This is a genomic window from Streptomyces sp. NPDC096040, from assembly GCF_040303265.1.
Taxonomy (GTDB): Bacteria; Actinomycetota; Actinomycetes; order Streptomycetales; family Streptomycetaceae; genus Streptomyces.
In genome coordinates this window covers 171,448-195,372 of sequence record NZ_JBEOTA010000008.1, presented here as the reverse complement: position 1 = coordinate 195,372, position 23,925 = coordinate 171,448, and the positions used below count along the sequence as shown (strand labels likewise).

The following is a 23,925-nucleotide window of genomic DNA, read 5'->3' as shown; positions in this document are numbered from 1 at the left end:
GAGGATCGGTGGCATGGTGGACTCCCCTATGCGGGTTAATGCGCTCATCGTCGATGCCACTGACCCCGAGCGGCTCGCTGCGTTCTGGTCCGAGTTGCTGGGCAGGCCGGTCGTGGGTCGCGGGGGTCCGTATGTATGGCTTCGGCGAGAGAACGGCCTCGGCCTGGGCTTCCAGCGGACCGGCGAACCCAAGTCGGGCAAGAACCGCATGCACTTCGACATCACCTCGCCCAACCCCTCAGCCGAGCAGCAACGGGTGGAGACGCTCGGCGGGAGCAGGCTGGAGCAATACGACGACGGGGGGTTCCTGGTGATGGCGGACCCTGAGGGCAATGAGTTCTGCATCATCCCTGAGGGCGCCTTCGAGCTCGACGACGAAGGACGCGCGGACTACCTCGGCTGACCAACTGTGGGCTTGTATCCGCTCAGCGACTCAACCCTCCCGTGTCGACCTGCGTGGACTGGTGGCAAACGATCACGCCGGAAAATATGGGACGTGATCTTCGGCTGGAGTGCCCGGTTAGGCGCTGTGGCGTTCCGTGAGTGGACCGACGCCGAGATCTTCGCGCATGAGTTTGCGCATCTTGGCGGCAGCATTGCCGCGTTCCTCCCAGCGCGCGTGATCCTCTGGGCTGCTGACAGCAGTGCCGTCGATGTAGCCGTCGCGGATGCGTCGCAGGCAGTGGAACACACTGTTGGAGGCCTGGACGACAGGTTGGGGCGCGATGAGCCACATCCGTTCGGATGCGATGGCGATGCCTGATTCGCGGAAGGCTTCGCGCAGCGCAAGCGCCCGCTCTTCGCCGGAAGGGTGCTCACGCTCGGCCAGGGCCCGCAAGGTCTCACCGAGGATCTTCACGGCGGTGGTGTACTGCGTGTATGTGTCGAGCCGCAGCCGAAGAGCTTCTTTGGCATCTTCGCGCTTCCACCGATTCCGATCGGCGATGAGCGTGGCGACGATGCCGATCGCGGCCCCGGCCAGGGTGGAGAGCAGTGGCAACCAACCCATGCGGGCCAGCTTGAGCCATACCGTGACGGCGGCACCAGGTGGGCTTCGAGGCCGGACCCGTGTGGCCGGGAGGCAGCCGTCGACTGGGAGAATCCCAACGCGAATCTGGTTCCCGTCACCCCCAGGCGCGATCAGCTGCCGGCGGGACCGCATGCCAACGGCCCCAAGGGCGGGGACAGTTGTGTTCCGTCCGACTTCCCTGTCCGGGGGCCGGCTGCGCACCGCCTGATCGGGACCAGCCCCAAGACCACAGCCGAAGCGGGGGTCGCAGTGCCAGGATGAGGGCATGACGACGATCAACGGGGAAGTCGCGGTCGGGTTCGAGGGTGTGCGGGAGGCGTTCGCCGCCAACTTCGAGCAGCGCGGGGATGTCGGGGCCGCCGTATGTGTGTATCGGGACGGGCGGCCCGTGGTGGATCTGTGGGGTGGGGTCGCCGATCCGGAGACCGGGCGGGGCTGGGAGCGGGACACCTTGCAGCTTGTGTACTCCGCCACCAAGGGGGCGACCGCCACCATGGCGCATCTGCTCGCCCAGCGCGGGGAGTTGAATCTCGATGCTCCGGTGGCCGACTACTGGCCCGAGTTCGGGGTGAACGGCAAAGCGGGGATTCCGGTGCGGTGGTTGTTGTCGCATCGGGCCGGGGTGGTCACCGTTGAGCCTCCTGTGCCCCTGGAAGGGGCCTTGGGGTGGGATGCGATGGTGGCCGCCCTTGCCGCTCAGCGGCCCGCCTGGGAGCCGGGGACCGCGCACGGGTATCACGGGCGGACCTTCGGGTGGCTGGTCGGGGAGGTGATCCGGCGGGTCTCCGGGCGTACGCCGGGGCGGTTCTTCGCCGAGGAGATCGCCGGGCCGCTCGGGCTCGACTTCTTCATCGGGCTGCCGGCGGCCGAGCGTGGGCGGGTCAGCCGGATGGTCTATCCGAAGGCCGAGGTCGACCTGAGCACCGTACCGCTGGAGGTCGTGCCGGCGGAGGCGCGGGAGCTCGTCGCCGCGTTGCAGGATCCGGACTCGCTGAGCAACCGGGCGTTCGCCGTCACCGATCCCGCCGAGATCGACTTCAACTCCGCCGAGGTGCAGGCCGCGGAGATCCCCGCGTCCAACGGGATCGGTACGGCGCGGGGGCTGGCGCGGATGTACGCCTCGTTGATCGGGGAAGTGGAGGACGGGGTAAGGCTGTTCACGCCGGAGACGCTCGCTTCGGCGACCGCGGAGCAGGCCGGCGGGGTGGACAAGGTCATCATGATGCCGATTCGGTTCGGGTCCGGGTACATGCTGCCCGTCGAGACCAACCCGCTCACCGGGCCCCGTGCCTTCGGGCATCCCGGGCGCGGCGGGTCGCTTGCCTTCGCCGATCCCGAGCACGGCATCGCCTTCGGGTACGTCATGAACAGCATCGTCGAAGGGGCCGAGGATACGCGTGCGTCCGCGCTCGTGGACGCGGTGCGGGAGTCGTTGGCCTAGTCGGCAACGGCCTTTCGCGCAGGTGGGCGCCGGGTTAGGGTCGGCCCTATGAACGGGGTCGTGACGGCTGTCAGCCGTAATGAGGTGTACTCCTTCACCAAGCCGAACCGGGAGAGCATCACCCTGCTCGCCGGGCTCGGGGTGGAGGGTGATGTGCACGCCGGGGTGACCGTGAAGCACCGGTCCAGGGTCGCTCAGGATCCGAGTCAGCCCAATCTGCGGCAGGTGCACCTCATTCACGAGGAGTTGTTCGCGGAGCTGGCAAGCGCCGGGTTCCGGGTGGGGGCCGGCGAACTCGGGGAGAACATCACCACCCGTGGCCTGGATCTGCTGGGGCTGCCGGTCGGGGCGTTGCTGCGGATCGGGGGGCAGGCCGTCGTCGAGGTGACCGGGCTGCGGAATCCGTGCCTGCAGATCGACGGCTTTCAGGAAGGGCTGCTGAAGCAGGTCGTCGGGCGGGACGGCAGTGGTCGGGTCGTCCGTAGGGCCGGGGTGATGAGTGTGGTGAAGGTGGGGGGTGTGGTGCGGCCGGGGGATGCGATTCGGGTGGAGTTGCCCGAAGGGGTTCAACGGCCGCTGGAACGCGTCTGAGGCGCAGCCGACGCCCCTACGGGTCTGAGGCGGTCATGAAGGCCGCGGTCGTCTCCTCGGAGAAGCAGGGTTGACAAGGGTCGGCTCATGTTCCGTCAGCGTGGTTGCCTGCGGGTTAGCCTCGCGAAAACCAGGCAGAACGTGGCAGAAGGAGACAGGCATGGCCAGGGTTCCCAGTTCGGTGATCGCCGCGGGCGGGCTCGTCGGGGGGTACGGCGTGGCCCGGTGGACGAAGAAGCGGCCGCTGGGCGGGGTTGTGCTGGCCGTCGCCGGGGCCGCCGCCGCGCAGCAGTGGCGGGAGCGGGCGGGCGGGAAGGCCGCCGGGGCGCTGTCGGTCGCGTATGTCGCCGCGTTCGCCGGGTCGCATCCGCTGGCCAGGAAGGTCGGCGCCTGGCCGTCCGTCTTCGGCGTGGCGGGGGCGGTGGCGCTGGCGTCCTGGGCCGTCGCCGACCGGCGCGCCTGAGCACCATCCGCGCCAGAACCCCCCCAGCACCATCCGCGCCGGTCGGCGCCTGGCCGTCCGTCTTCGGCGTGGCGGGGGCGGTGGCGCTGGCGTCCTGGGCTGTCGCCGACCGGCGCGCCTGAGCACCATCCGCGCCAGAACCCCCCCAGCACCATCCGTGCCGGTCGGCGCCTGGCCGTCCGTCTTCAGCGCCGCGGGGGCGGTGGCGCTGGCGTCCTGGGCTGTCGCCGACCGGCGCGCCTGAGCACCATCCGCGCCAGAACCCCCCCCAGCACCATCCGTGCCAGACGCTCCCCAGCACCGTCCGTCCTAGCGGGCATCCGCGCTGCGAAAGGCCCGGCGGTATGCCTGTGGGCTGGTGCCGACCACCCTGCGGAAGCGTTCCCGGAAGGCCGTCGGGGAGCCGAAGCCCGACTGGGTCGCGATGCGTTCGACAGGGTGGGCCGTGGTCTCCAGCAGATGCTGCGCCCTGCGCACCCGCGCGCGGTGCAGCCACTGCAGCGGGGTCGTGCCGGTCTGGTCGCGGAAGCGGCGGTTGAGGGTACGGGTGCTCATGCCGGCCCGCGCCGCGACCTCCTCCAGGGTCAGGTCCCGGTCGCAGTTGTCCTCCAGCCAGGTCAGGAGCGGCTCCAGGGTGGCACCGGCCGGGGCCGGCGGCTGGTCGTGGACGATGAACTGGGCCTGGCCGCCCTCCCGTTCCAGCGGCATGACCGACAGCCGGGCCGTGTGCGCGGCGACCGCCGAGCCGTAGTCCATGCGGACCATGTGCAGGCACAGGTCCATGGCCGCGGCCGCGCCCGCCGAGGTCAGGAACTGGCCGTTGTCGACGTAGAGGACGTTCGCGTCCACCTCGATCGCCGGGTGCAGCGCGGCCAGGACGTCGGCCGCGGCCCAGTGCGTGGTGGCACGCAGGCCGTCCAGCAGGCCGGTGGCCGCGAGGACGAACGCCCCGACACAGACCGACGCGATCCGGGTGCCGTTCGCCGCCGCCGCGCGCAGGGCGTCGCCGACCTCGGGCGGAAGCTCGAACGTGGGATTCGCGACGCCCGGCACGATGATCGTGTCCGCCTCGGCCAGCGCGTCCAGCCCGTACGGCGCCCTGACCGTGAACGCGCCGCCCGCCGCGGTCACCTCGTCCGCCGGCCCGCACACCCGGACCCGGTAGGCGTCCCGGCCGTCGGGCAGCCGGGCCCAGCCGAAGGTGTCGATCGGCACGGAGAAGTCGGACGGGATGACCTGGTCCAGGACGAGTACGGCGACGGTGTGCATGGCAGGAACGTAGCGGTTCGACGGGTTGCCGCCAATCCTGGGTGGCCGGCTCAGGAAACTGACACGTGTGGCTGGCGAGAATCCGCTGAGTGGTGGCAGTATCGCCGCTTCTGCAAGATCTTCCGGCCGCCTACGGTCGAGGCCGTGACCAAGTCCCTCCTCGCCGTCCATGTGCTCGCGGCGATCGTCGCGATCGGTCCCGTCACCGTCGCCGCCAGCATGTTCCCGCCGGCCGCCCGGCGCGCCATCGAGTCGCCGGACGACCTCCGTGCCGCCGAGACCCTCCAGCTGCTGTACCGGATCTGCCGGGTGTACGCCGTCGTCGGCGTCGCCGTCCCCGTGTTCGGGTTCGCCACGGCGAGCAACATGCATGTGCTGGGCAGCGCCTGGCTGATCACGTCGATCGCGCTCACCGCACTCGCGGCGCTCGTCCTCGCCGCGCTGGTGCTGCCCCGGCAGGGCGCACTGGTGGAAGGCGGTGCCCACACGCGGCAGGCCACCGTCCAACTCGCCATGTTCACAGGAGTGTTCAATCTCCTCTGGGCCGCCGTGACGGTTCTGATGATCGTGCGGCCGGGGTCGACGACCGGCGCCTGACCAACTCCCCCGGTTTCTGTTATCCGGGTGCCGCCGGTTCGTCTCCCAGGGCATGCACCTGACTCGACAGATCAGCCGCCGGAGCCTGCTGAAGGCCTCGGGAGCGGCGGTGGGGGCCGCCGCGGGGATCGCCGCGGCGGGCCGGCCCGCCTCCGCCGCCGGGGCCTTCGCGCACCCCGGCCTGCTGCACACCCGCACCGATCTCGACCGCATGGCCGCCAAGGTGAAGGCGGGCGCCGCGCCCTACACGGCCGGGTTCGCCCGGCTCACCGCCAACCCGCACGCGCGGAGCGGCTGGCAGGCGCGGCCGCAGGCCGTGGTGTACCGGGGCTCGGGCACCCCGGAGAACTACGCGCTCCTCTACAACGACATCCACGCCGCGTACCAGAACGCCCTGCGCTACCACGTCACCGGCGAGAGCGGGTACGCCGACACCGCGGTCGCCGTCCTCAACGCGTGGTCCGCCACCCTCACCGCGGTCGACGGTTCCGCCGACCGGTTCCTGGCCGCCGGGCTGTACGGCTACCAGTTCGCCAACGCCGCCGAACTCGTCCGCGACCACGGGGACTTCGAGCTCGCCCGGTTCCAGGAGATGCTGACCAAGCTCTTCGGCGCGGTCAGCGACGACTTCCTCGTCCGGCACAACGGCGCCGTCATCTCCAACTACTGGACCAACTGGGACCTCGCCGCCATGGTCTGCGTCCTCGCCACCGGCATCTTCTGCGACGACCGCGCCCAGGTCACCCGCGCGGTCGAGTACTTCAAGCACGGCGCCGGGCTCGGCTCGATCAAGAACGCGATTCCCGTCGTGTACGACGACGGGCTCGCCGAGTGGCTGGAAGCCGGGCGCGATCAGGGCCACACACTCCTCGGGGTTGGCCTGATGGGCACGTTCTGCGAGATGGCCTGGAACCAGGGGATCGACCTGTACGGCTACGACGACAGCCGGTTCCTCAAGGGAGCGCAGTACGTGGCCAAGTGGAGCATGGGCGGGAACGTGTCGTACACCGCGAACACCCGTCAGAAGGGGGCGATCAGAGGCTGGTCGGGCACCGAGACGGCGACCGCGGCGGCGGGGGTGGACCCGGCGATGACCCGTCCCGTCTGGGCGATGATCGCCAACCACTACACGAAGCGGCGGGGGATGCCGGCGACGTACGTCACGCAGATCGCGGCGAAGGCCGCGCCGGAGGGCGGAGGCGGGGACTACGGGCCGAACAGCGGGGGGTACGACCAACTGGGCTTCGGGACTCTGACGTTCACGCGGGATCGGGTGGAGGCGGCAGGCGGCGCGACGTCTTCCCCGAATCCGACGGCACCGGCATCGGTCTCGGGACCTGCGTCCGCTTCGGCGCCGTCCTCCCCGTCGACCATGGACAAGGGCGACGGCCTCGCCGCCACCGGGTCCGGTGATGTCGTCGGGTGGACCGCGGCCACGGGGATCACCGCGCTGGCGGGTGGGCTGCTGTTGCTGCGCAGGCGGGGGCGCCGGGCCGGGTAGGCACCGGATGCCGGAGCCGGGCGGGCGCCGGGCTTGCTCCAACCGTGGGTCCTGGCCGCCCGTTCGGCCGTATGCGGGCGGCTCGGGGGCTCCTCTCGCCGCTCCGAGCCGCCAGGATGGCCGGAGGACCACGCCATGGTGCGGGCGAACCGCGAGCGTCTGGAGACACACACCGGTGACCGTTCTCAACGACCCCGAGCCCTCGGCCGTCCCCCATTACGACAGCGAGGTGCCGCTGCGAGGCCGGCAGCCCGGCAATGTCGTGGTGAAGTGGCTGACGACCACCGACCACAAGACGATCGGCACGCTGTACCTGACCACCTCGTTCGCGTTCTTCCTGATCGGCGGCGTGATGGCGCTGCTCATGCGCGCCGAACTCGCCCGGCCGGGTCTGCAGATCCTCTCGAACGAGCAGTTCAACCAGGCGTTCACCATGCACGGCACGGTGATGCTGCTGATGTTCGCGACGCCGCTGTTCGCCGGCTTCACGAACTGGATCATGCCGCTCCAGATCGGCGCGCCGGACGTCGCCTTCCCGCGGCTGAACATGTTCGCCTACTGGCTCTACCTGTTCGGCTCGACCATCGCGGTGGGCGGCTTCCTCACCCCGCAGGGTGCGGCCGACTTCGGCTGGTTCGCCTACTCCCCGCTGTCGGACGCGGTCCGCTCGCCCGGCCTCGGTTCCGATCTGTGGATCATGGGTCTGGCGTTCTCCGGCTTCGGCACGATCCTCGGCGCGGTCAACTTCATCACCACGATCATCTGCATGCGCGCCCCCGGCATGACCATGTTCCGCATGCCGATCTTCGTGTGGAACGTGCTGCTGACCGCCGTCCTGGTCCTCTTCGCCTTCCCGGTCCTCGCCGCCGCGCTGTTCGCGCTGGAGGCGGACCGCAAGTTCGGCGCCCACGTCTTCGATGCCACGAACGGCGGAGCGCTGCTCTGGCAGCACCTCTTCTGGTTCTTCGGCCATCCAGAGGTGTACATCATCGCGCTGCCGTTCTTCGGCATCGTGACCGAGATCATCCCGGTCTTCTCCCGCAAGCCCGTCTTCGGCTACATGGGCCTGGTCGCGGCGACCATCTCGATCGCCGGTCTGTCCGTGACGGTGTGGGCCCACCACATGTACGTCACCGGCGGTGTGCTGCTGCCGTTCTTCGCCTTCATGACGTTCCTGATCGCGGTCCCGACCGGGGTGAAGTTCTTCAACTGGATCGGCACCATGTGGAAGGGCTCGGTGTCGTTCGAGACACCGATGCTGTGGTCGACGGGCTTCCTCGTGACGTTCCTGTTCGGTGGTCTGACCGGTGTCATCCTGGCCTCGCCCCCCATGGACTTCCACGTCTCCGACTCGTACTTCGTGGTGGCTCACTTCCACTACGTGGTCTTCGGTACGGTCGTCTTCGCGATGTTCGCCGGCTTCCACTTCTGGTGGCCGAAGATGACGGGCAAGATGCTCGACGAGCGCCTCGGCAAGATCACCTTCTGGACGCTGTTCATCGGCTTCCACGGCACCTTCCTGGTCCAGCACTGGCTGGGCGCCGAGGGCATGCCGCGTCGTTACGCCGACTACCTGGCGGCCGACGGCTTCACCGCGCTGAACACGGTCTCCTCGATCAGCTCCTTCCTGCTCGGCCTGTCGATGCTGCCGTTCCTCTACAACGTGTGGAGGACGGCCAGGTACGGCAAGCCGGTCGGCGTCGACGACCCGTGGGGCTTCGGCCGTTCGCTGGAGTGGGCGACCTCCTGCCCGCCGCCGCGGCACAACTTCGTCACCCTGCCGCGGATCCGCAGCGAATCCCCGGCGTTCGACCTGCACCACCCCGACATCGCCCTGGCCGAGGCCGAGGCCTACCGCACCCACTCATGACCGACGCGGAACACCACGTGGGCGGCAGACCGCAGGGCGGGGCCGACGAAGACCTCGGCAACCAGGTGGAGGGTTACCTGCTGTGGCGGGCCCGGATCGCGGAGGCCGAACAGCGGGCACGGGAGTTCACCCTGTGCATGGACTGGTTGACCACGTCCCAACGTGACGAGATCGAACGCCACTACGTCGACGACAGCCTCCGGAACGCCCGGCAGGACCTCGAACGGGTCGCCGCCCGGTGTGTGTCCCTGCGGGGCGAGTACGAGCGCCGGTACCGCCGGCTGCGGGCACGCTGTGCGGGGTGGTCACTGGCCGTGTGCGCGGGCGTCACCTTCCTGGCGGCGGCCGCGTCACTGGGCCGCTGACGGCCGAGCCCCTTCCACGGCCGTGTCACTGGGCCGCGGAAGGCCGCTGAGAGCCTCTTCCGCGGCCGTGTCACCGGGCCGCTGACGGCCGCTGAGAGCTCCTTCCGCGGCCGTGTCACTGGGCCGCTGACGGCCGAGCTCCTACCACGGCCGTGTCACTGGGCCGCTGAGGGCCGCTGAGAGCCTCTTCCGCGGCCGTGGCACTGGGCCGCGGAAGGGCCCCTGTACGCCAGCTCCCCCGCTCCCGCGCTCGCGCCGCCCCCTACGCGCCCGCCTTCGCCGCCCCGCCCGGCGCCGCCGTCAGCGGTGTGGCGATGTCCTCCAGCGACCTCCGCTCCGCGTTCACCGCGCACACCGCCGCCACCAGCCCGGCCGCGCACATCAGCCCCGCGCCGATCTGGAACGCCAGCACGGTGTCGGACACCTTGCCCGTTCCCGTCAGGTCGGCGAAGAGGAGCGGGCCGCTGATGCCGCCCGCCGCCGTGCCCAGCGCGTAGAAGAACGCGATCGACATCGCCCTCGTCTCCATCGGGAAGATCTCGGACACCGTCAGATACGCGCTGGACGCTCCCGCCGACGCGAAGAACAGCACCACGCACCAGCACGCCGTCAGCGTCCCCGCCGTCAGCACACCCTGGCCGAACAGCCATGCCGTGATGAACAGCAGCAGCCCGGAGAGCAGGTACGTCGACGAGATCATCACCCTCCTCCCCACCGTGTCGAACAGCTTGCCCAGCAGCAGGGGGCCCAGGAAGTTGCCGACCGCGATGACCACGAAGTAGTAACCCGTGTCGCCCGTCGGCACGTCGAAGAACTTCGTGAGGATCGCGCCGAAGCCGAAGGTGATCGCGTTGTAGAGGAACGCCTGGCCGATGAAGAGGGCGAAGCCGAGGACGGCACGGCGCCGGTAGTCGTGAAAGACCGTGCGGGCGATCTCGCGGAAGGTGACGCCGGCCCGCTGGTGGATCACCAGCTCGCCCGCCGGTTCGGGGAGCGGCTCGCCCTTCTCCTCCTCCACCCGGTGCTCGATCGAGGAGACGATCTCCTCCGCCTCCCGTTCTCGGCCGTGGATGAGCAGCCAGCGCGGGCTCTCCGGGATGTTCCGTCGTACCAGCAGGATGACCAGGCCCAGGACGACCCCCAGCGCGAAGGTCAGGCGCCAGCCCACGTCCTTCGCCAGGAAGTCCGTGTTCAGGGCGACGATCGAGAGCAGCGAGCCGCCGACCGCGCCCACCCAGAAGCTGCCGTTGATGATCAGGTCCACGCGGCCGCGGTAGTACGCGGGGATCAGTTCGTCGATCGCGGAGTTGATCGCCGCGTACTCGCCGCCGATACCGAAGCCGGTCAGGAAGCGGAAGGTGAAGAACCACCAGGGGGCGAAGGAGATCGAGGTCAGGGCCGTGGCGGCCAGGTAGACCGCCAGGGTGATCATGAAGAGGTTCTTGCGGCCGTAGCGGTCGGTCAGGCGGCCCCAGAAGAGGGCTCCGGTGCAGGCGCCGGCCACGTACAGCGCGGCCGCCACGCCGGTGACCTGGGAGGACGAGATCGCGAGTCCGCTGCCCGGTTCCGACAGACGGCTCGCGATGTTGCCTACGACCGTCACCTCGAGGCCGTCCAGGATCCAGACCGTGCCGAGGCCGATGACGACCGTCCAGTGCCAGCGGGACCAGGGGAGGCGGTCAAGGCGGGCCGGGATACGAGTGGTGATCGTCCGGCCGCCGCCGTGGCCGCCGCCCGCCCCGTCCACGCCCACATCCGCACCCGTAGCCATCCGCGCCTCCTCTGCCGGCGAGAGAACACAATCGCCAGGCGGGTGCCCCGTGCCAGGCGTTCGAAGCGCCCTACGCGCCCAGCGCCCGCGACACCGTGAAGATCAGCACGCCGGCCAGCGACCCCACCACCGTGCCATTGATCCGGATGAACTGCAGATCACGCCCGATGTGCGCTTCGATCTTCCGGGTGGTGTGCTCCGCGTCCCAGCCCGCCACGGTGTCGGTGATCAGGGAGGTGATCTCCTTGCGGTACGTCGACACCACGTGCACGGCCGCGCCCTCGACCCAGCTGTCGACCTTGTCCTGGACCTTGGGTTCGTCGGCCATCCGGGTGCCCAGGGAGAGCAGGGAGGCGCGGACGCGCAGCCGCAGCTCGCTGCGTTCGTCCTCGGCCGCCGAGACGATCATGGATCGTACGGCCGTCCAGGTGGACGCGATCAGGTCCTGCACCTCGCCACGGCCCAGGACGTCGCCCTTGAGCCGCTCGACCCGGGCCCGGGTGTCGGTGTCGGACTGGAGGTCGTTCGCGAAGTCCGTGAGGAAGCGGTCGAGGGCGCCGCGTGCCGGGTGGGACGGCATGTCCCGCATCTCGGCGCAGAAGCGCAGCAGCTCCTTGTAGACGCGCTCGCCGACCCGCCGGTCGACGAACCGGGGCGTCCACCCGGGCGCCCCGCCCTGGACGGCGTCCATCACGGAGTCCCCGTGCAGCACCAGCCAGTCGTGCGCCTTGGTGACGATCAGGTCCACGACCCGCCTGTGACCGCCGTCGGCGACGACCCGTTCCAGCATCTTGCCGATGCCGGGGGCGATCTCCTGGGCGTCGGCCCGCCGGGTGATCGCCTCGCCGACCACGGCCTGGACGTCGGAGTCCCGCAGCACGGTCAGGGCGCCGCGCAGCGCGGTCGCCAGCTCCGCCGTCACCCGGTCGGCGTTCTTCGGCTCCGCCAGCCACGCGCCGAGCCGGCTGCCGATGCCGACGGCACGCAACCGCTGTCGTACGACGTCCTGGGAGAGGAAGTTCTCGCCGACGAACTCGCCCAGCGAGATCCCCAGCTGGTCCTTCTTCGTCGGGATGATCGCGGTGTGCGGGATGGGCAGGCCGAGCGGGTGGCGGAACAGGGCGGTCACCGCGAACCAGTCGGCGAGCGCGCCGACCATGCCCGCCTCGGCGGCCGCGGCCACATAGTCCGCCCAGGAGCCCGCGCCCTCGCCGGACGCCCACTTGGCCAGCACGTACACCAGGGCGACGAGCAGCAGCAGGCCGGTCGCCGTGCGCTTCATGTGCCGTACACCGCGCTGGCGCTCCTCGTCGGCGGGCGTGAAGGCGTTCATGGACTTGTAGGACGGGGACGGGGACGGCGTGACAGCCACCCGGCCGCCCGCCTGGCCGTCGGTGTCCGGCGTTTCCGTACGTTCCTCCATCTGCTCCACCCGTTCGCAGCCGGTCTCACCCCCATGGTGATCCCGCACCATTGTCCCTTCCTGACCTACTCCCGGAACGGAACAAGAGTTCCCGTCGTCTGTCTGTTCGGGAAATTGGACGGGCGGTGGTCCCCCGCGGCCCGGTGGGGGCTGATCGCGCGGTTCCCCCCGGCGCTCAGTGGTCGCCGTGCCTTCGGCGGCCGCGTTCCTCGCGGCGTTCTTCGCGTCGCCCCCTGCGCTCCTCGCGCCACTCGTGGCGGGCCGCGTGCAGTTCGTGCCGGGCCGACCCGCGGTCCAGCTTCTCCTGGCGGTGTTCCTCCCTGAGGCGTTGGCGTTCCGCCTTGGTGACCTTGTGCTCCACCTCGACGCCGCCCCAGAAGGCGAAGCCCGTCACGATCACCCTCGGCGCGCCCGGGTCCGGCGGTGTGCCCTCCTCGCGGTGGTCGAAGCCGCCCATGACGCCGATGCCCCGCATCACCACTTCCACCCCCGGCGGCACGAGCACGCTCAGGCCGCCCATGATCGCGACGCAGTTGATCTCGATCTCCCGGTCCGCGAAGTTCGCCTCGCGCAGGTCGATCTCGCCGCCGCCCCAGAACGCGAGGCAGTTGAAGCGTTTCGGCGCGGTCCAGCGGCCCTTGCGCTGGAAGCCGGACATCACGGCCACCGCCCAGGAGGACGAGCCCTCGCCGCCGACTATCCGGCTCCCCCAACTGCCGCTGTCCGCCGGGAACTTGTTCAGTGATACCGATGGTGACACCGCGGGTGAGCCAGCCGCCGCGGGCAGATCCCTGGTGATCGGCGTCAGCTCACCGTACGTACGGGCCTTGTACGTCGCCTCCAGCCGCTCCTCGAACTCCTCCATGTCCAGGCGCCCCTCCGCGAGGGCGTCCCTGAGGACCTCGGCGACTCGTTCGCGATCGGCGTCGGAGGCGCGCAGCTCCGGGGCATCGTCGGTCATGAGTGCAGACTACGAGTTCCGGTCGCCGGGCACTACGCCGTCGTGCGCTCCGAGGAGGGTGGAGGGGCGTCCCCCGGGGTTACCGGGGTTCCCGGGGCCCACGGTGTCGCCGGTGTCCCCGATGTCTCCAAGGAACGCAGCATCTTCGCGATCACCGTCTCGATGTCCGGCTCCCGGACGGAGAGGTCCACCAAGGGATACGCCGCCGCGATCCGCGCCACCAGCGGCGCCGCCGACTCCGACGCCGGGAACGCCAGCCACTGCCGGGGTCCCTCCACCTTCACCACCCGCGCCGAGCCGCCCGCCTCGACCGGCGGCAGCTCCCGCTCCAGGTCCACCACCAGGGTCCGTTCGCTCTCCCCCGCCTCGTGCAGGCCCGCGAGCGGACCGTCGTACATCAGCCGCCCGTGGTCGATGACCATCACGCGCGAGCACAACTGCTCGATGTCCTGGAGGTCGTGGGTGGTCAGCAGGACCGTGGTGCCGCGCTCGGTGTTGAGCTCCCGGAGGAAGTCGCGGACCTTGGCCTTGGAGATGACGTCCAGGCCGATCGTCGGCTCGTCGAGGTAGAGCACCTCGGGGTCGTGCAGCAGCGCCGCCACGATGTCGCCGCGCATCCGCTGGCCTAGCGAGAGCTGCCGTACCGGGACGTCCAGCAGACTCTCCAGGGAGAGGAGTTCGACCAGGCGGTCCAGGTTCTCGGCGTAACGCGCGTCCGGGATGCGGTACATGCGGTGCATCAGGCGGTAGGAGTCGATGAGCGGGAGGTCCCACCACAGCGTGGTGCGCTGGCCGAAGACGACGCCGATGCGGTGGGCCAGCCGGGTGCGCTCGCGCGACGGGTCGATGCCCGCCACCCGCAGCCGGCCGCCGCTCGGGGTCAGGATCCCCGTCAGCATCTTGATCGTCGTCGACTTCCCGGCGCCGTTCGGGCCGATGTAGCCGACCATCTCGCCGCGCTCCACCCTGAAGGAGAGCGCGTCCACCGCCCGTACCTGCCGGCGCTCCCGTCTCAGGAAGCCGGTCTTGCGCCGGACCTCGAAGACCTTCTCCACCCGGTCCACTTCAATGAACACCGTCAACTCCTTGTGATCCGGTCAACTCCCCGTGCTCCGATACGACCTGAGCCCCGCCCGCCACGCCAGGCCCGCCAGCGCGCAGCACACCACCGCCACCAGCGGCGACGACCACGCCGTCCACTCCGGGAGCCGCAGCGGATACGGCCGCCCCAGCACATACGCGGCCGGCACCCAGTTGACGAAGGCCAGCGGCAGCAGGAACGTCACCCCGCGTACGAAGTCCCTCCCGAACACCGTCGGCGGGTACTGGAGCAGCGTCGTACCGCCGTAGGTGAACGCGTTCTGCACCTCGGCCGCGTCCTGCGCCACGAACTGGAAGGTCGCACCCGCCAGGAACAACGCGCAGAAGATCACCGCGCCGCTGACCACGGTCACCGGCACCAGCAGCACCTTCGCCGCCGTCCAGTGGACGTCCACGGCGGTCAGCGCGTACCCAAGCACCAGGCCGCCCTGGACGATCCGGCCGAGGCGACGCAGCGCGAAGCGGTCCGCGCCGAGCTGGGCGAGCACCGGAGCCGGCCGGACCAGCAGGATGTCGAAGGAGCCGTCGCGGATCCGGGTGCCCAGCACGTCCATCGAGCCGAAGGCCAGGTCGGCCAAGCCGAACGCGGTCACGGACAGGCCGTACAGGAAGGCCACCTCGGGCATGGTCCAGCCGCCGAGACGGTCGACCTGCGTGAACATCAGCAGGATCGTGGCGAAGTCCAGGCCGGTCACCGTCAGGTTGCCGAGCATCGTGAGGACGAAGGACGTGCGGTAGATCATCGTCGACCTGATCCACATCCCCGCGATCAGCCGGTACGCCCGCAGGCCCTCCGCCAGCCGGTGCGCCCGCACCCCGTCCAGGGCCCGCTCACCCACCCTGCACCACCACCCGCCGGGTCGCCGCCCTCTGCACCAGCCGCCCCGCCGCCAGCAGCGCCACCGCCCACGCCGCCTGGAAGGCGTACGCGCCCGTCGGGCCGGTCTCCCCCAGCAGGACGTCCGCCGGCATCTGGAGCTGCGCCGCCCACGGGAGGGCCCGTACGACGTCGCCGAGGGCGCCCGGGAAGACGTTCAACGGCAGGGTCATGCCCGAGCAGAAGATCCCCAGGACCATCAGCGCCTGGTTGACGCCCATGCCGTCCATCAGCCAGAACACGCTCAGCGCGGCCAGGTAGCGGATGCCGAAGCTGACGACCATCGCGAGGAACAGGGAAACGGCGAACGCCGCCCAGGTCGCCACGTCCGTCGGCAGCGCCATCGGGAAGAACAGCGCACCGAAGACGAAGGGGATCACCCCGCGTCCCAGCATCTGGAACAGCGACCGGCCCAAATCCGTCGCCAGCCACCACAGCTGGAGATCGGCCGGACGGTACAGGTCGATCGCGATCTCACCCGTGCGGATACGCTCCATCAGGTCTTTTTCCACGCCCCCGCCCTGGATGGCGAGCGTCGCGTACAGGCACTGCCCGAGCCACACATAGGTGACCGCCTGCGCCTGGTCATAGCCTCCGAGGTGCGGCTTCTCGTCCCACAGAGCCAGGTACGTGTACACGAGGATGATCCCGAAGGCCGTGTTGGTGAACACCCCGGCGGCGGTCGCCGCCCGGTATGTCGCGTACCGTCGGAAACCCCCCGCCGCGACGGCCGAATACAACCGTCCCGCGCCCACGCCAACCGACCTCCCGGACCGCCCGACACCGAAGCGCAGGAGCCTACTGCGCCGACGACATCGCAGGCCACGCAATTTCCGTGACCGAAGCGTGCCGGAATCCGGGAACGGAACGCATGGTGCGCGAGTCTTCAACAGGGGGCGCAGAAGCGTACGAGGTCGTACGGGAACGAACGTACGACGCGAAAACAGGAGTCCGTGCACGAGATGAGCGACGAGCCGCAGCCGCAACAGCCGAACCAGAGCGGCGGAGGCCCGACAGAACCGCCGGGGGCGGCCGAGGAGACGAAGGGGGGCGAGAAGAAGACGAAGCGTCCCGGACGCACCGGATGGCGGCGGATCATCCCGACCTGGCGCACGGTGCTCGGCACCTTCGTGATCGGGATACTCCTTCTGATCGGCCTGTTCTTCCTCGGCTACTCGATGGTGAAGATCCCGGCGGCCAACGCGTTCGCCACCAAGCAGAGCAACGTGTTCCTGTACGCCGACGGCTCCCAGCTCGCCCGGGACGGCGAGGTCAACCGGGAGAACGTGACGCTCGCCCAGGTCTCCGCGGACGCCCAGCACGCCGTGCTCGCCGCCGAGGACCGCGACTTCTACACCGAGTCCGCCGTCGACCCCAAGGCGATGCTGCGCGCCGCCTGGAACACCGCGACCGGCAAGGGCACCCAGTCCGGCTCGACGATCACCCAGCAGTACGTGAAGAACTACTACCTGGCGCAGGAGCAGACCGTCACCCGCAAGGTGAAGGAGTTCTTCATCTCGATCAAGCTGGACCGTTCCGAGTCCAAGGCCGACATCCTGGAGGGCTACCTCAACACCAGCTACTTCGGCCGCAACGCCTACGGCATCCAGGCCGCCGCCCAGGCCTACTACGGCAAGGACGCCACCGACCTCGACCCGGCCCGCGCCGCCTACCTGGCCGCGCTCGTCAACGCGCCCAGCGAGTACGACGTCGTCGCCCACCCCGAGAACAAGGCGGCGGCCGTCGCCCGCTGGAACTACGTCCTGGACGGCATGGTCAAGAAGGGCTGGCTCAGCCAGTCCAAGCGGGCCGGCATGAAGTTCCCGATGCCCAAGGAGCAGACCGCCTCCACCGGCATGTCCGGACAGCGCGGCTACCTCGTCGAGGCGGTCAAGAGCTACCTCGTCAAGAACAAGATCGTAGACGCCGACTCCCTGGAGGCCGGCGGCTACCGCATCACCACCACCATCCAGAAGGACAAGCAGAACGCCTTCGTCAAGGCGGTCGACGACAAGGTGATGTCCAAGCTGGACAAGAAGAACAACAAGGCCGACAACTATGTGCGGGCCGGCGGCGCCTCGGTCGACCCGAAGACCGGCAACGTCGTCGCCATGTACGGCGGCATCGACTACGTGAAGCAGTACACCAACGGCGCGACCCGCGGTGACTTCCAGGTCGGCTCCACCTTCAAGCCGTTCGTGTTCGCCTCCGCCGTCGACAACGGCTCCACCACCCAGTCCGGCCAGACCATCACCCCGAACACCTACTACGACGGCACCAACAAGCGCGCCGTCCAGGGCTGGCCCGGCGGCAGCTACGCGCCGGAGAACGAGGACGAGAAGTCGTACGGCGAGATCACCGTCCGCAAGGCCACCGACCTGTCGGTGAACGCGGTGTACGCGCAGATGGCCGTCGACGTCGGCCCGTCCAAGGTCAAGCAGACCGCCGTCGACCTGGGCATCCCCTCCGACACCAAGGACCTCCAGCCGTACCCGTCGATCGCCCTCGGCACCGCCACCGCCAGTGTCCTGGACATGGCGGAGGCGTACGCCACGCTCGCCAACCACGGCAAGCACGGCACGTACACGATGGTCCAGAAGGTCACCAGGGACGGCACCGAGGACATCAAACTGCCCCAGTCGCCGACCAAGCAGGCCGTGAGCCGGCAGGCCGCCGACACCACGACCTCGATCCTGCAGAGCGTGGTCGACAACGGCACCGCCATCGCCGCCCAGGCCGCGGGCCGCCCGGCGGCCGGCAAGACCGGCACCGCCGAGGAGGACACCGCCGCCTGGTTCGCGGGCTACACACCCGACCTCGCCACCGTCGTCTCCGTGATGGGCCAGGACCCGGTCACGGCCGCCCACAAGTCGCTCTACGGCGCGCTCGGCCTCGCCCGCATCAACGGCGGCGGAGCCCCGACCGAGATCTGGTCGCAGTACACCAAGGACGCCCTGGAGGGCACCACGGCCTCCTCCTTCGACCTCGACCTCCAGCCCGGCGCCGAGACCGTGGCCCCGCCCAGCCAGAACCCGGCCACCCCGGGCACCGGCGGCCAGGACAACGGCGGCACCACCGGCGGGAACCAGGACAACGGCGGCACCACCGGCGGCGCCCAGGACAACGGCGGCACGACGGACGGCTCCACCACGGCGGGCCCCACCGACGGCGGCACCACGGACGGCTCCACCACCGACGGCTCGACCACGTCCGGGACGACGACCTCCGGCACCGACTCCGGTACGACGACATCGGGCACCGACTCCGGCACGTCAACCGGCACCACCACCGACGGCACCAGTACGGGTACGACGACCGGAACCACGGACGCCGGCACCACGACCGGGACGACAGCGGGCGACGACGGCGGCGGCGGCTTCGGATTCCAGTAGTCGGCGTTGGCACAGAAACGACAAAAAGGGCTGGTGACCGCGGTCACCAGCCCTTTTCTACCGTCTCTACCGTCTCTGCCGTCGGTTCACAGGTACAGGCCGGTCGAGTCCTCCGAGCCCTCGAACCGGTCGGCGGCGACCGCGTGCAGATCGCGCTCACGCATCAGCACATAGGCCACACCGCGCACCTCGACCTCGGCACGGTCCTCCGGGTCGTACAGCACCCGGTCGCCGGGCTCCACCGTCCGCACGTTCTGCCCGACCGCGACCACCTCGGCCCAGGCCAGCCGGCGCCCGACGGCCGCCGTGGCGGGAATGAGAATCCCACCGCCCGACCGCCGCTCACCCTCGCCGGTCTCCTGCTTGACCAGGACCCGGTCGTGCAGCATACGGATGGGCAGCTTGTCGTGATGGGTGTCGTTTCTTTTGGCGCTCACGCCTTCGAACCTACCTGCTTCTGCTCAGCTCTTACGCCGTCGGGTACTGAACACGAGCAGCCCGACCACGCCCACGGCGACGAGCGCGACCGGCACGACACGCTCCAGGCGCGGCGCACCCTCCTCGTCCACGAACTGGGCCTTCACATCGCTCACGACCCGGTTGACCTGGACGTAGGCTCGCCCGAGCGTGTGATCGACGTTGGCCGCGACCTTGGCCTTCGCATCGCCGACGATGGTCTTGGGATGCACCCGCACCCCGATCTCGTCCAGCGTCTCGGCCAGCACATCGCGGCGGCGCTTGATGTCCGCCTCGATCTGCGCCGGGGTTCTGGTGTCCGACGTCTCCGCCACCGTAGGCCTCCGAAGTCTGCCGTGCTGCATGTTCTGGACAGTCTGTCAGTTCTCGCCGCCGCCGCACTGTCAGGACCCCCCGTTACGCTGGACCGATGAGCGAGCGACTCCAGCCCGGGGACGTAGCCCCCGACTTCACCCTCCCCGACGCCGACGGCAACGAGGTGTCCCTCTCCGCCCACAAGGGGCGCAAGGTCATCGTCTACTTCTACCCGGCCGCGCTGACACCAGGCTGCACGAAGCAGGCCTGTGACTTCACGGACAACCTCGACCTGCTGGCCGGCGCGGGCTACGACGTCCTCGGCATCTCCCCCGACCGGCCGGAGAAACTCGGCAAGTTCCGGGAGAAGGAGAACCTCAGGGTCACCCTCCTCGCAGACCCGGACAAGCGGGTCCTGGACGCGTACGGCGCGTACGGCGAGAAGATGAACTACGGCAAGACGTACATGGGCGTCATCCGCTCCACGATCATCGTCGACGAGCAGGGCAAGGTGGAACAGGCCCTCTACAACGTCCGCGCCACCGGCCACGTAGCCAAGATCATCAAGGACCTGGGCATCTGACACCCCCTTGCCCACCCCCACGGCCCGCACCGGCAGCCCCGGCGCGGGCCGCTTTTCATGTCCGGGCGTGACTGTCCGATAACCGGTTCGTTACTCCGTACGGGCTGCGAACGCACAGCCGGAACGGAGGGGGCTCGATGGGAGCAAGTGCGTACACCAGGGAGCGGCTGGAAGAGGCGGCTCGGGGGGCGCGGACGTTGTCGGAGGCGTTGGGGAGGCTGGGGGTGGATCCGGGGAGTTCGACGCGGCGGTACGTGTTCCAGCGGATGAAGAGGCTGGGGGTTGATGTGTCGCACTTCGAGCGGGAGGGGGTGAAGTGGACGCAGGAGGTACTTGAGGGAGCGGTAGCGGCCTCTACGAACATGTGCGAGGTGCTGCGCAGGCTGGGGCTGGAGGTGGTGGGCGGGCATCACACGCACATCAGTCGACGGATCAAGGCGTACGGGATCGACACGTCGCATTTCCGGGTGCCGACGCAGCGGGGCAAGCCATGGCGTCCGCGAACCCCCGAAGGACTACTCGTCGAGCAGCCGGAGGACCGCGCCCGGCGTATTCCGAGCGACCGGCTCAGGTGGGCGATGACGGCGACGGGGGTGCCGGAGCGCTGTGCCATGTGCGGCACGGATGCCGTCTGGCGAGGGCGCCCGCTTCCCCTGGAGGTCGACCACATCGACGGCAACTGGCGGGACAACCACCTTCGGAATCTGCGCCTGCTCTGCCCCAACTGCCATTCCACGACAGACAACTATCGGGGGCGAGGCAGAGGCCGTGCACAGAGTGGCGCGGCATGAGCAGTGGTGTGCGGTATACCCGCGAGCGACTGGAGGAGGCGGCCCGGCTGTGCTCCAGCATCGACGAAGTGATCGCCCACTTGTGCAACGAGCCCTACGCCAAACTCGATCGCTACCTCCGCAAGCGCTTCGCCCACTTCGGAATCGACATCTCGCACTTCCGTGACTCCGGCCGACAACCACGCCCCGGTGCCGACGAGTTGCGCGTGGCGGTGGCCGAGTCGGTCTCCGTCTCCGGGACACTGCGCCTGCTGCGGCGCCCGGATACCGGCACACAGCGTGCTCTGCTCCGGCAGTGGATCGCCGAGGAAGGACTCACCACCGCGCACTTCCTCGGGCAGGCGCATTCACGGGGAAAGAGCCGCCCGGACAAGGCCAAACACCCGGAGGACATCCTGGTCAAACACGACGGCTCGCGCCGGACCAGGACCGTGCTGTTGCGTCGGGCGCTTCGGGACGTCGGCGTACCAGAGGTGTGCGCCGAATGCGGAGTGGGCTCGGAGTGGCTCGGGAGGCCCATGACCCTGGAGGTCGACCACATCGACGGGGACTGGAGCGACGACCGGCGGGAGAACCTACGGTTGCTGTGCCCGAACTGCCACGCGGTCACGGGCACCTGGTGCAGAGGGGGCGGACGCCGTATCGCTTAGCACAGTAAAGTAGGGCCCGGTCCAGGCGCCCGTACGCCAACGGCCGAGCGGCGATCTTTAGGTGGTCGTGTTTGTCGGTTCGAATCCGACCGGGCGCACAAGAGAAACAGACCCCGCACCTTAGATTCAAAGGTGCGGGGTCTTTTCGTCGCCTCAGCCCAGCAACTCCCGCACCACCGGCACCAGCCTCCGGAACGCCTTCCCCCGGTGGCTGATCGCGTTCTTCTCCTCGGGGCTCAGCTCCGCGCATGTTCGGGTGTCTCCCTCCGGCTGGAGGATCGGGTCGTAGCCGAAGCCGTTCGTGCCGGACGGCGTGTGGCGGAGTACGCCGCGTAGCCGGCCCTCGACCACCCGCTCCGTGCCGTCCGGCAATGCCAGGGCTGCCGCGCAGGCGAAGTGGGCGCCGCGGTGCTCGTCCGCGATGTCCGCCAGCTGCGCCAGCAACAGGTCCAGGTTGGCCTTGTCGTCGCCGTGGCGGCCGGCCCAGCGGGCGGAGAAGATGCCGGGGGCGCCGTTGAGGACGTCGACGCAGAGGCCCGAGTCGTCGGCCACCGCCGGGAGGCCCGTCGCTTGGGCCAGGGCGTGGGCCTTGAGGAGCGCGTTCTCGGCGAAGGTGACGCCTGTTTCCTTGACGTCGGGGATGTCGGGGTACGCGTCGGCGCCCACCAGCTCGTGGGGCAGCCCCGCCTCGGCGAGGATGGCGCGGAGTTCGGTGATCTTTCCGGCGTTGCGGGTGGCGAGGATCAGGCGGGTCGTCATGACACGCAGTATCGCAAGGGCCCGGCCCTCGGGTTACGGCGTGCAGACCTTGGTCAGTTCGCCGGCCGCGTCGGTGACCGGGGTGACGTCGGGGGTCGAGTCGCCGTTCCTGATGGCCGTGCGGACGTTGTCCACGGCCTTGTCGAGGTCGTCGACCGCCTTGTTGACGTCGGTGTCGTCCGTCCTGTCGCCGATCTTCCTCAGGTTCTGCTGGATCGAGTCGAGGGAGGCGTCGGCCTGGGTGGGGTCGTTCGCCGCGTTCTCCACGGCCTGCTGGAGGTCGGTGACGTCGTCGGCGATGGAGTCGGCGGTCTGGACGCAGTCGAGGGCCTTGTTCACGGCGTCGCATCCGGTGAGGCCGATGGTGAGTGCGGCGGTCGCGGCCACGGCGGCGATGGCGGTGCTGCGGCCTCGGTGACGGCCTCGGCGTCGGCTGGCGGCCATGACGGTGTTCCCCTCCCGTGGGTCGGCTGGCCGGGCGCACGGTGGTTCCTGCCGTGCGCCCGTACCTGGGGGGACGCGGGGTCGGCCGCCCGGGTTGCCTCTTCGTACCTCGGCTTTTTTCTTTCCCTTTACTTCGTGAGGGCCGCTTCGAGCGCCGCCCGCTGGAACGCGGCGAGTTCGGTGCAGCCGGCGACGGCGAGGTCGAGGAGGGCGTTGAGTTCGTCGCGGGCGAAGGGTTCGGCCTCGGCGGTGCCCTGGACCTCGACGAAGCGGCCGTCGCCGGTGCAGACGACGTTCATGTCGGTCTCGGCCTTCACGTCCTCCTCATAGCAGAGGTCCAGCAAGGGGACTCCGCCGACGATGCCGACGGAGACGGCCGAGACCGTGCCGGTCAGGGGCTGGCGGCCGGCCCTGATGAGCTTGCGGCCCTGGGCCCAGGCGATGGCGTCGGCCAGCGCCACGTACGCGCCGGTGATCGCGGCCGTACGCGTGCCGCCGTCGGCCTGGAGGACGTCGCAGTCGAGGACGATCGTGTTCTCGCCGAGGGCCTTGTAGTCGATGACCGCGCGCAGGGAGCGGCCGATGAGGCGGGAGATCTCGTGGGTGCGGCCGCCGATCCTGCCCTTGACGGACTCGCGGTCGCCGCGGGTGTTGGTGGCGCGGGGCAGCATGGCGTACTCCGCGGTGACCCAGCCCTCGCCGCTGCCCTTGCGCCAGCGGGGGACGCCTTCGGTGACGGAGGCGGTGCAGAAGACCTTGGTGTCGCCGAAGGAGACGAGGACGGAGCCCTCGGCGTGCTTGCTCCAGCCGCGTTCGATGGTGACCGGGCGGAGTTGTTCGGGGGTGCGGCCGTCGATTCGAGACATGGCCATGAGCCTATCCGGAGCGGCAGAAGGGGCCCGTCCCAGGAGGGAGGAGCCCCTTCGAGGTGAGCCGGGAGGCTCACATCATGTCTTCGATCTCCGCGGCGATCGGGTCGGCGTCGGTGCCGATGACGACCTGGATGGCAGTGCCCATCTTGACGACGCCGTGGGCGCCGGCGGCCTTCAGGGCGGCGTCGTCGACCTTCGAGGCGTCGTGCACCTCGGTGCGCAGCCGGGTGATGCAGCCCTCGATCTCGTCGATGTTGTCGATTCCGCCGAGGCCGGCGACGATCTTCTCAGCCTTGCTGGCCATGTTCCTTCTCCCTGATCCGAACCGCTTTGTCGCAGTAACCCACAGTTGGCCCATCTTTGCGAGCGGTCGTGCCGCGCTTGCCGAATGATGGCGAGCACT

The 23,925-nt window shown here is 69.6% G+C and carries 26 protein-coding genes and 1 tRNA gene; 13 read left to right on the top strand and 14 right to left on the bottom strand.

The window, feature by feature from the left end; all coding sequences use genetic code 11:
• Positions 1-13: 13 nt before the first annotated feature.
• Entirely contained in the window at positions 14-403 is a 390-nt protein-coding gene (locus ABTY98_RS13030) for a VOC family protein (protein ID WP_352220946.1), read from the top strand.
• A gap of 117 nt (positions 404-520) precedes the next feature.
• Here ABTY98_RS13030 and ABTY98_RS13025 read toward each other — a convergent pair whose 3' ends face one another.
• Positions 521-1,009 carry a hypothetical protein gene (locus tag ABTY98_RS13025; protein WP_352220945.1) on the bottom strand — a complete coding sequence of 163 codons (489 nt, stop codon included), beginning with the start codon at positions 1,007-1,009 and terminating at the stop codon, positions 521-523.
• A gap of 286 nt (positions 1,010-1,295) precedes the next feature.
• Here ABTY98_RS13025 and ABTY98_RS13020 point away from each other — a divergent pair, with 286 nt between their 5' ends.
• From ABTY98_RS13020 to ABTY98_RS13010, 3 genes are all read left to right on the top strand, one after another.
• Positions 1,296-2,471 (top strand): serine hydrolase domain-containing protein, encoded by a 1,176-nt coding sequence (locus ABTY98_RS13020; protein WP_352220944.1) that lies wholly within the window; start codon positions 1,296-1,298, stop codon positions 2,469-2,471.
• A gap of 48 nt (positions 2,472-2,519) precedes the next feature.
• Positions 2,520-3,062, top strand: a complete 543-nt coding sequence (locus ABTY98_RS13015) for an MOSC domain-containing protein (RefSeq protein WP_352220943.1) — start codon at positions 2,520-2,522, stop codon at positions 3,060-3,062.
• Positions 3,063-3,222: 160 nt separating this feature from the next.
• Positions 3,223-3,525 carry a hypothetical protein gene (locus ABTY98_RS13010; RefSeq protein WP_352220942.1) on the top strand — a complete coding sequence of 101 codons (303 nt, stop codon included), beginning with the start codon at positions 3,223-3,225 and terminating at the stop codon, positions 3,523-3,525.
• A 309-nt stretch (positions 3,526-3,834) separates the two neighbouring features.
• On the opposite strand, the gene ABTY98_RS13005 is transcribed toward ABTY98_RS13010, so the two are convergent.
• Positions 3,835-4,794 (bottom strand): GlxA family transcriptional regulator, encoded by a 960-nt coding sequence (locus tag ABTY98_RS13005; protein ID WP_352220941.1) that lies wholly within the window; start codon positions 4,792-4,794, stop codon positions 3,835-3,837.
• A gap of 144 nt (positions 4,795-4,938) precedes the next feature.
• Between ABTY98_RS13005 and ABTY98_RS13000 the strand changes: the two genes are divergently transcribed.
• The 4 genes from ABTY98_RS13000 (at position 4,939) to ABTY98_RS12985 (ending at position 9,127) form a co-directional block, all read left to right on the top strand.
• Positions 4,939-5,391 (top strand): hypothetical protein, encoded by a 453-nt coding sequence (locus tag ABTY98_RS13000; RefSeq protein ID WP_352220940.1) that lies wholly within the window; start codon positions 4,939-4,941, stop codon positions 5,389-5,391.
• 52 nt (positions 5,392-5,443) lie between these two features.
• Positions 5,444-6,892 carry an alginate lyase family protein gene (locus tag ABTY98_RS12995; RefSeq protein ID WP_352220939.1) on the top strand — a complete coding sequence of 483 codons (1,449 nt, stop codon included), beginning with the start codon at positions 5,444-5,446 and terminating at the stop codon, positions 6,890-6,892.
• Positions 6,893-7,067: 175 nt separating this feature from the next.
• Entirely contained in the window at positions 7,068-8,762 is a 1,695-nt protein-coding gene (ctaD, locus tag ABTY98_RS12990; RefSeq protein ID WP_352220938.1) for an aa3-type cytochrome oxidase subunit I, read from the top strand.
• Positions 8,759-9,127, top strand: coding sequence for a cytochrome C oxidase subunit I (locus tag ABTY98_RS12985; protein WP_352220937.1), 369 nt, complete (start codon positions 8,759-8,761; stop codon positions 9,125-9,127). Before ctaD ends, ABTY98_RS12985 begins: the two co-directional genes overlap by 4 nt.
• A gap of 262 nt (positions 9,128-9,389) precedes the next feature.
• Here the strand turns inward: ABTY98_RS12985 and ABTY98_RS12980 are convergent, their stop codons facing one another.
• The 6 genes from ABTY98_RS12980 to ABTY98_RS12955 all read right to left on the bottom strand — a co-directional run bounded on the left by ABTY98_RS12980 (position 9,390) and on the right by ABTY98_RS12955 (position 16,015).
• Positions 9,390-10,898 (bottom strand): MFS transporter, encoded by a 1,509-nt coding sequence (locus ABTY98_RS12980; RefSeq protein WP_352220936.1) that lies wholly within the window; start codon positions 10,896-10,898, stop codon positions 9,390-9,392.
• A gap of 70 nt (positions 10,899-10,968) precedes the next feature.
• Complete coding sequence (locus ABTY98_RS12975) at positions 10,969-12,231, bottom strand: DUF445 domain-containing protein (protein WP_352221054.1); 1,263 nt, start codon at positions 12,229-12,231, stop codon at positions 10,969-10,971.
• 265 nt (positions 12,232-12,496) lie between these two features.
• Complete coding sequence (locus ABTY98_RS12970) at positions 12,497-13,282, bottom strand: DUF1707 SHOCT-like domain-containing protein (protein ID WP_352220935.1); 786 nt, start codon at positions 13,280-13,282, stop codon at positions 12,497-12,499.
• A gap of 32 nt (positions 13,283-13,314) precedes the next feature.
• Positions 13,315-14,364, bottom strand: a complete 1,050-nt coding sequence (locus ABTY98_RS12965; protein WP_352220934.1) for an ABC transporter ATP-binding protein — start codon at positions 14,362-14,364, stop codon at positions 13,315-13,317.
• 15 nt (positions 14,365-14,379) lie between these two features.
• Entirely contained in the window at positions 14,380-15,144 is a 765-nt protein-coding gene (locus ABTY98_RS12960) for an ABC transporter permease (RefSeq protein WP_352221053.1), read from the bottom strand.
• 70 nt (positions 15,145-15,214) lie between these two features.
• On the bottom strand, positions 15,215-16,015 hold the full coding sequence (locus ABTY98_RS12955; RefSeq protein WP_352220933.1) for an ABC transporter permease: 801 nt from the start codon (positions 16,013-16,015) through the stop codon (positions 15,215-15,217).
• Between the two features lie 207 nt (positions 16,016-16,222).
• Between ABTY98_RS12955 and ABTY98_RS12950 the strand changes: the two genes are divergently transcribed.
• Positions 16,223-18,652, top strand: a complete 2,430-nt coding sequence (locus ABTY98_RS12950) for a transglycosylase domain-containing protein (RefSeq protein WP_352220932.1) — start codon at positions 16,223-16,225, stop codon at positions 18,650-18,652.
• A gap of 86 nt (positions 18,653-18,738) precedes the next feature.
• Here ABTY98_RS12950 and ABTY98_RS12945 read toward each other — a convergent pair whose 3' ends face one another.
• Complete coding sequence (locus tag ABTY98_RS12945; RefSeq protein WP_382536575.1) at positions 18,739-19,041, bottom strand: GroES family chaperonin; 303 nt, start codon at positions 19,039-19,041, stop codon at positions 18,739-18,741.
• Positions 19,042-19,113: 72 nt separating this feature from the next.
• The gene (locus ABTY98_RS12940) at positions 19,114-19,443 is read right to left on the bottom strand and encodes a DUF3618 domain-containing protein (RefSeq protein ID WP_352220930.1); all 330 of its coding nucleotides are present in this window, start codon (positions 19,441-19,443) and stop codon (positions 19,114-19,116) included.
• Positions 19,444-19,538: 95 nt separating this feature from the next.
• On the opposite strand from ABTY98_RS12940, the gene bcp reads away from it, so the two are divergent.
• The 4 genes from bcp to ABTY98_RS12920 all read left to right on the top strand — a co-directional run bounded on the left by bcp (position 19,539) and on the right by ABTY98_RS12920 (position 21,545).
• Positions 19,539-20,006 carry a thioredoxin-dependent thiol peroxidase gene (gene bcp / locus ABTY98_RS12935; protein ID WP_352220929.1) on the top strand — a complete coding sequence of 156 codons (468 nt, stop codon included), beginning with the start codon at positions 19,539-19,541 and terminating at the stop codon, positions 20,004-20,006.
• Between the two features lie 137 nt (positions 20,007-20,143).
• Positions 20,144-20,797, top strand: coding sequence for an HNH endonuclease signature motif containing protein (locus ABTY98_RS12930; RefSeq protein ID WP_352220928.1), 654 nt, complete (start codon positions 20,144-20,146; stop codon positions 20,795-20,797).
• Positions 20,794-21,447, top strand: coding sequence for an HNH endonuclease (locus ABTY98_RS12925; RefSeq protein WP_352220927.1), 654 nt, complete (start codon positions 20,794-20,796; stop codon positions 21,445-21,447). The genes ABTY98_RS12930 and ABTY98_RS12925 overlap by 4 nt, the downstream gene beginning before the upstream one ends.
• A gap of 25 nt (positions 21,448-21,472) precedes the next feature.
• Positions 21,473-21,545, top strand: a tRNA-Leu gene (locus ABTY98_RS12920).
• Positions 21,546-21,600: 55 nt separating this feature from the next.
• Here the strand turns inward: ABTY98_RS12920 and rdgB are convergent.
• The 4 genes from rdgB to ABTY98_RS12900 all read right to left on the bottom strand — a co-directional run bounded on the left by rdgB (position 21,601) and on the right by ABTY98_RS12900 (position 23,826).
• Positions 21,601-22,206, bottom strand: coding sequence for an RdgB/HAM1 family non-canonical purine NTP pyrophosphatase (gene rdgB / locus ABTY98_RS12915; RefSeq protein ID WP_352220926.1), 606 nt, complete (start codon positions 22,204-22,206; stop codon positions 21,601-21,603).
• 33 nt (positions 22,207-22,239) lie between these two features.
• Complete coding sequence (locus tag ABTY98_RS12910) at positions 22,240-22,650, bottom strand: prefoldin domain-containing protein (RefSeq protein ID WP_352220925.1); 411 nt, start codon at positions 22,648-22,650, stop codon at positions 22,240-22,242.
• Between the two features lie 128 nt (positions 22,651-22,778).
• Entirely contained in the window at positions 22,779-23,516 is a 738-nt protein-coding gene (gene rph, locus ABTY98_RS12905) for a ribonuclease PH (protein ID WP_352220924.1), read from the bottom strand.
• A 76-nt stretch (positions 23,517-23,592) separates the two neighbouring features.
• Complete coding sequence (locus ABTY98_RS12900) at positions 23,593-23,826, bottom strand: PTS sugar transporter subunit IIB (RefSeq protein WP_071372245.1); 234 nt, start codon at positions 23,824-23,826, stop codon at positions 23,593-23,595.
• Positions 23,827-23,925: the final 99 nt, after the last annotated feature.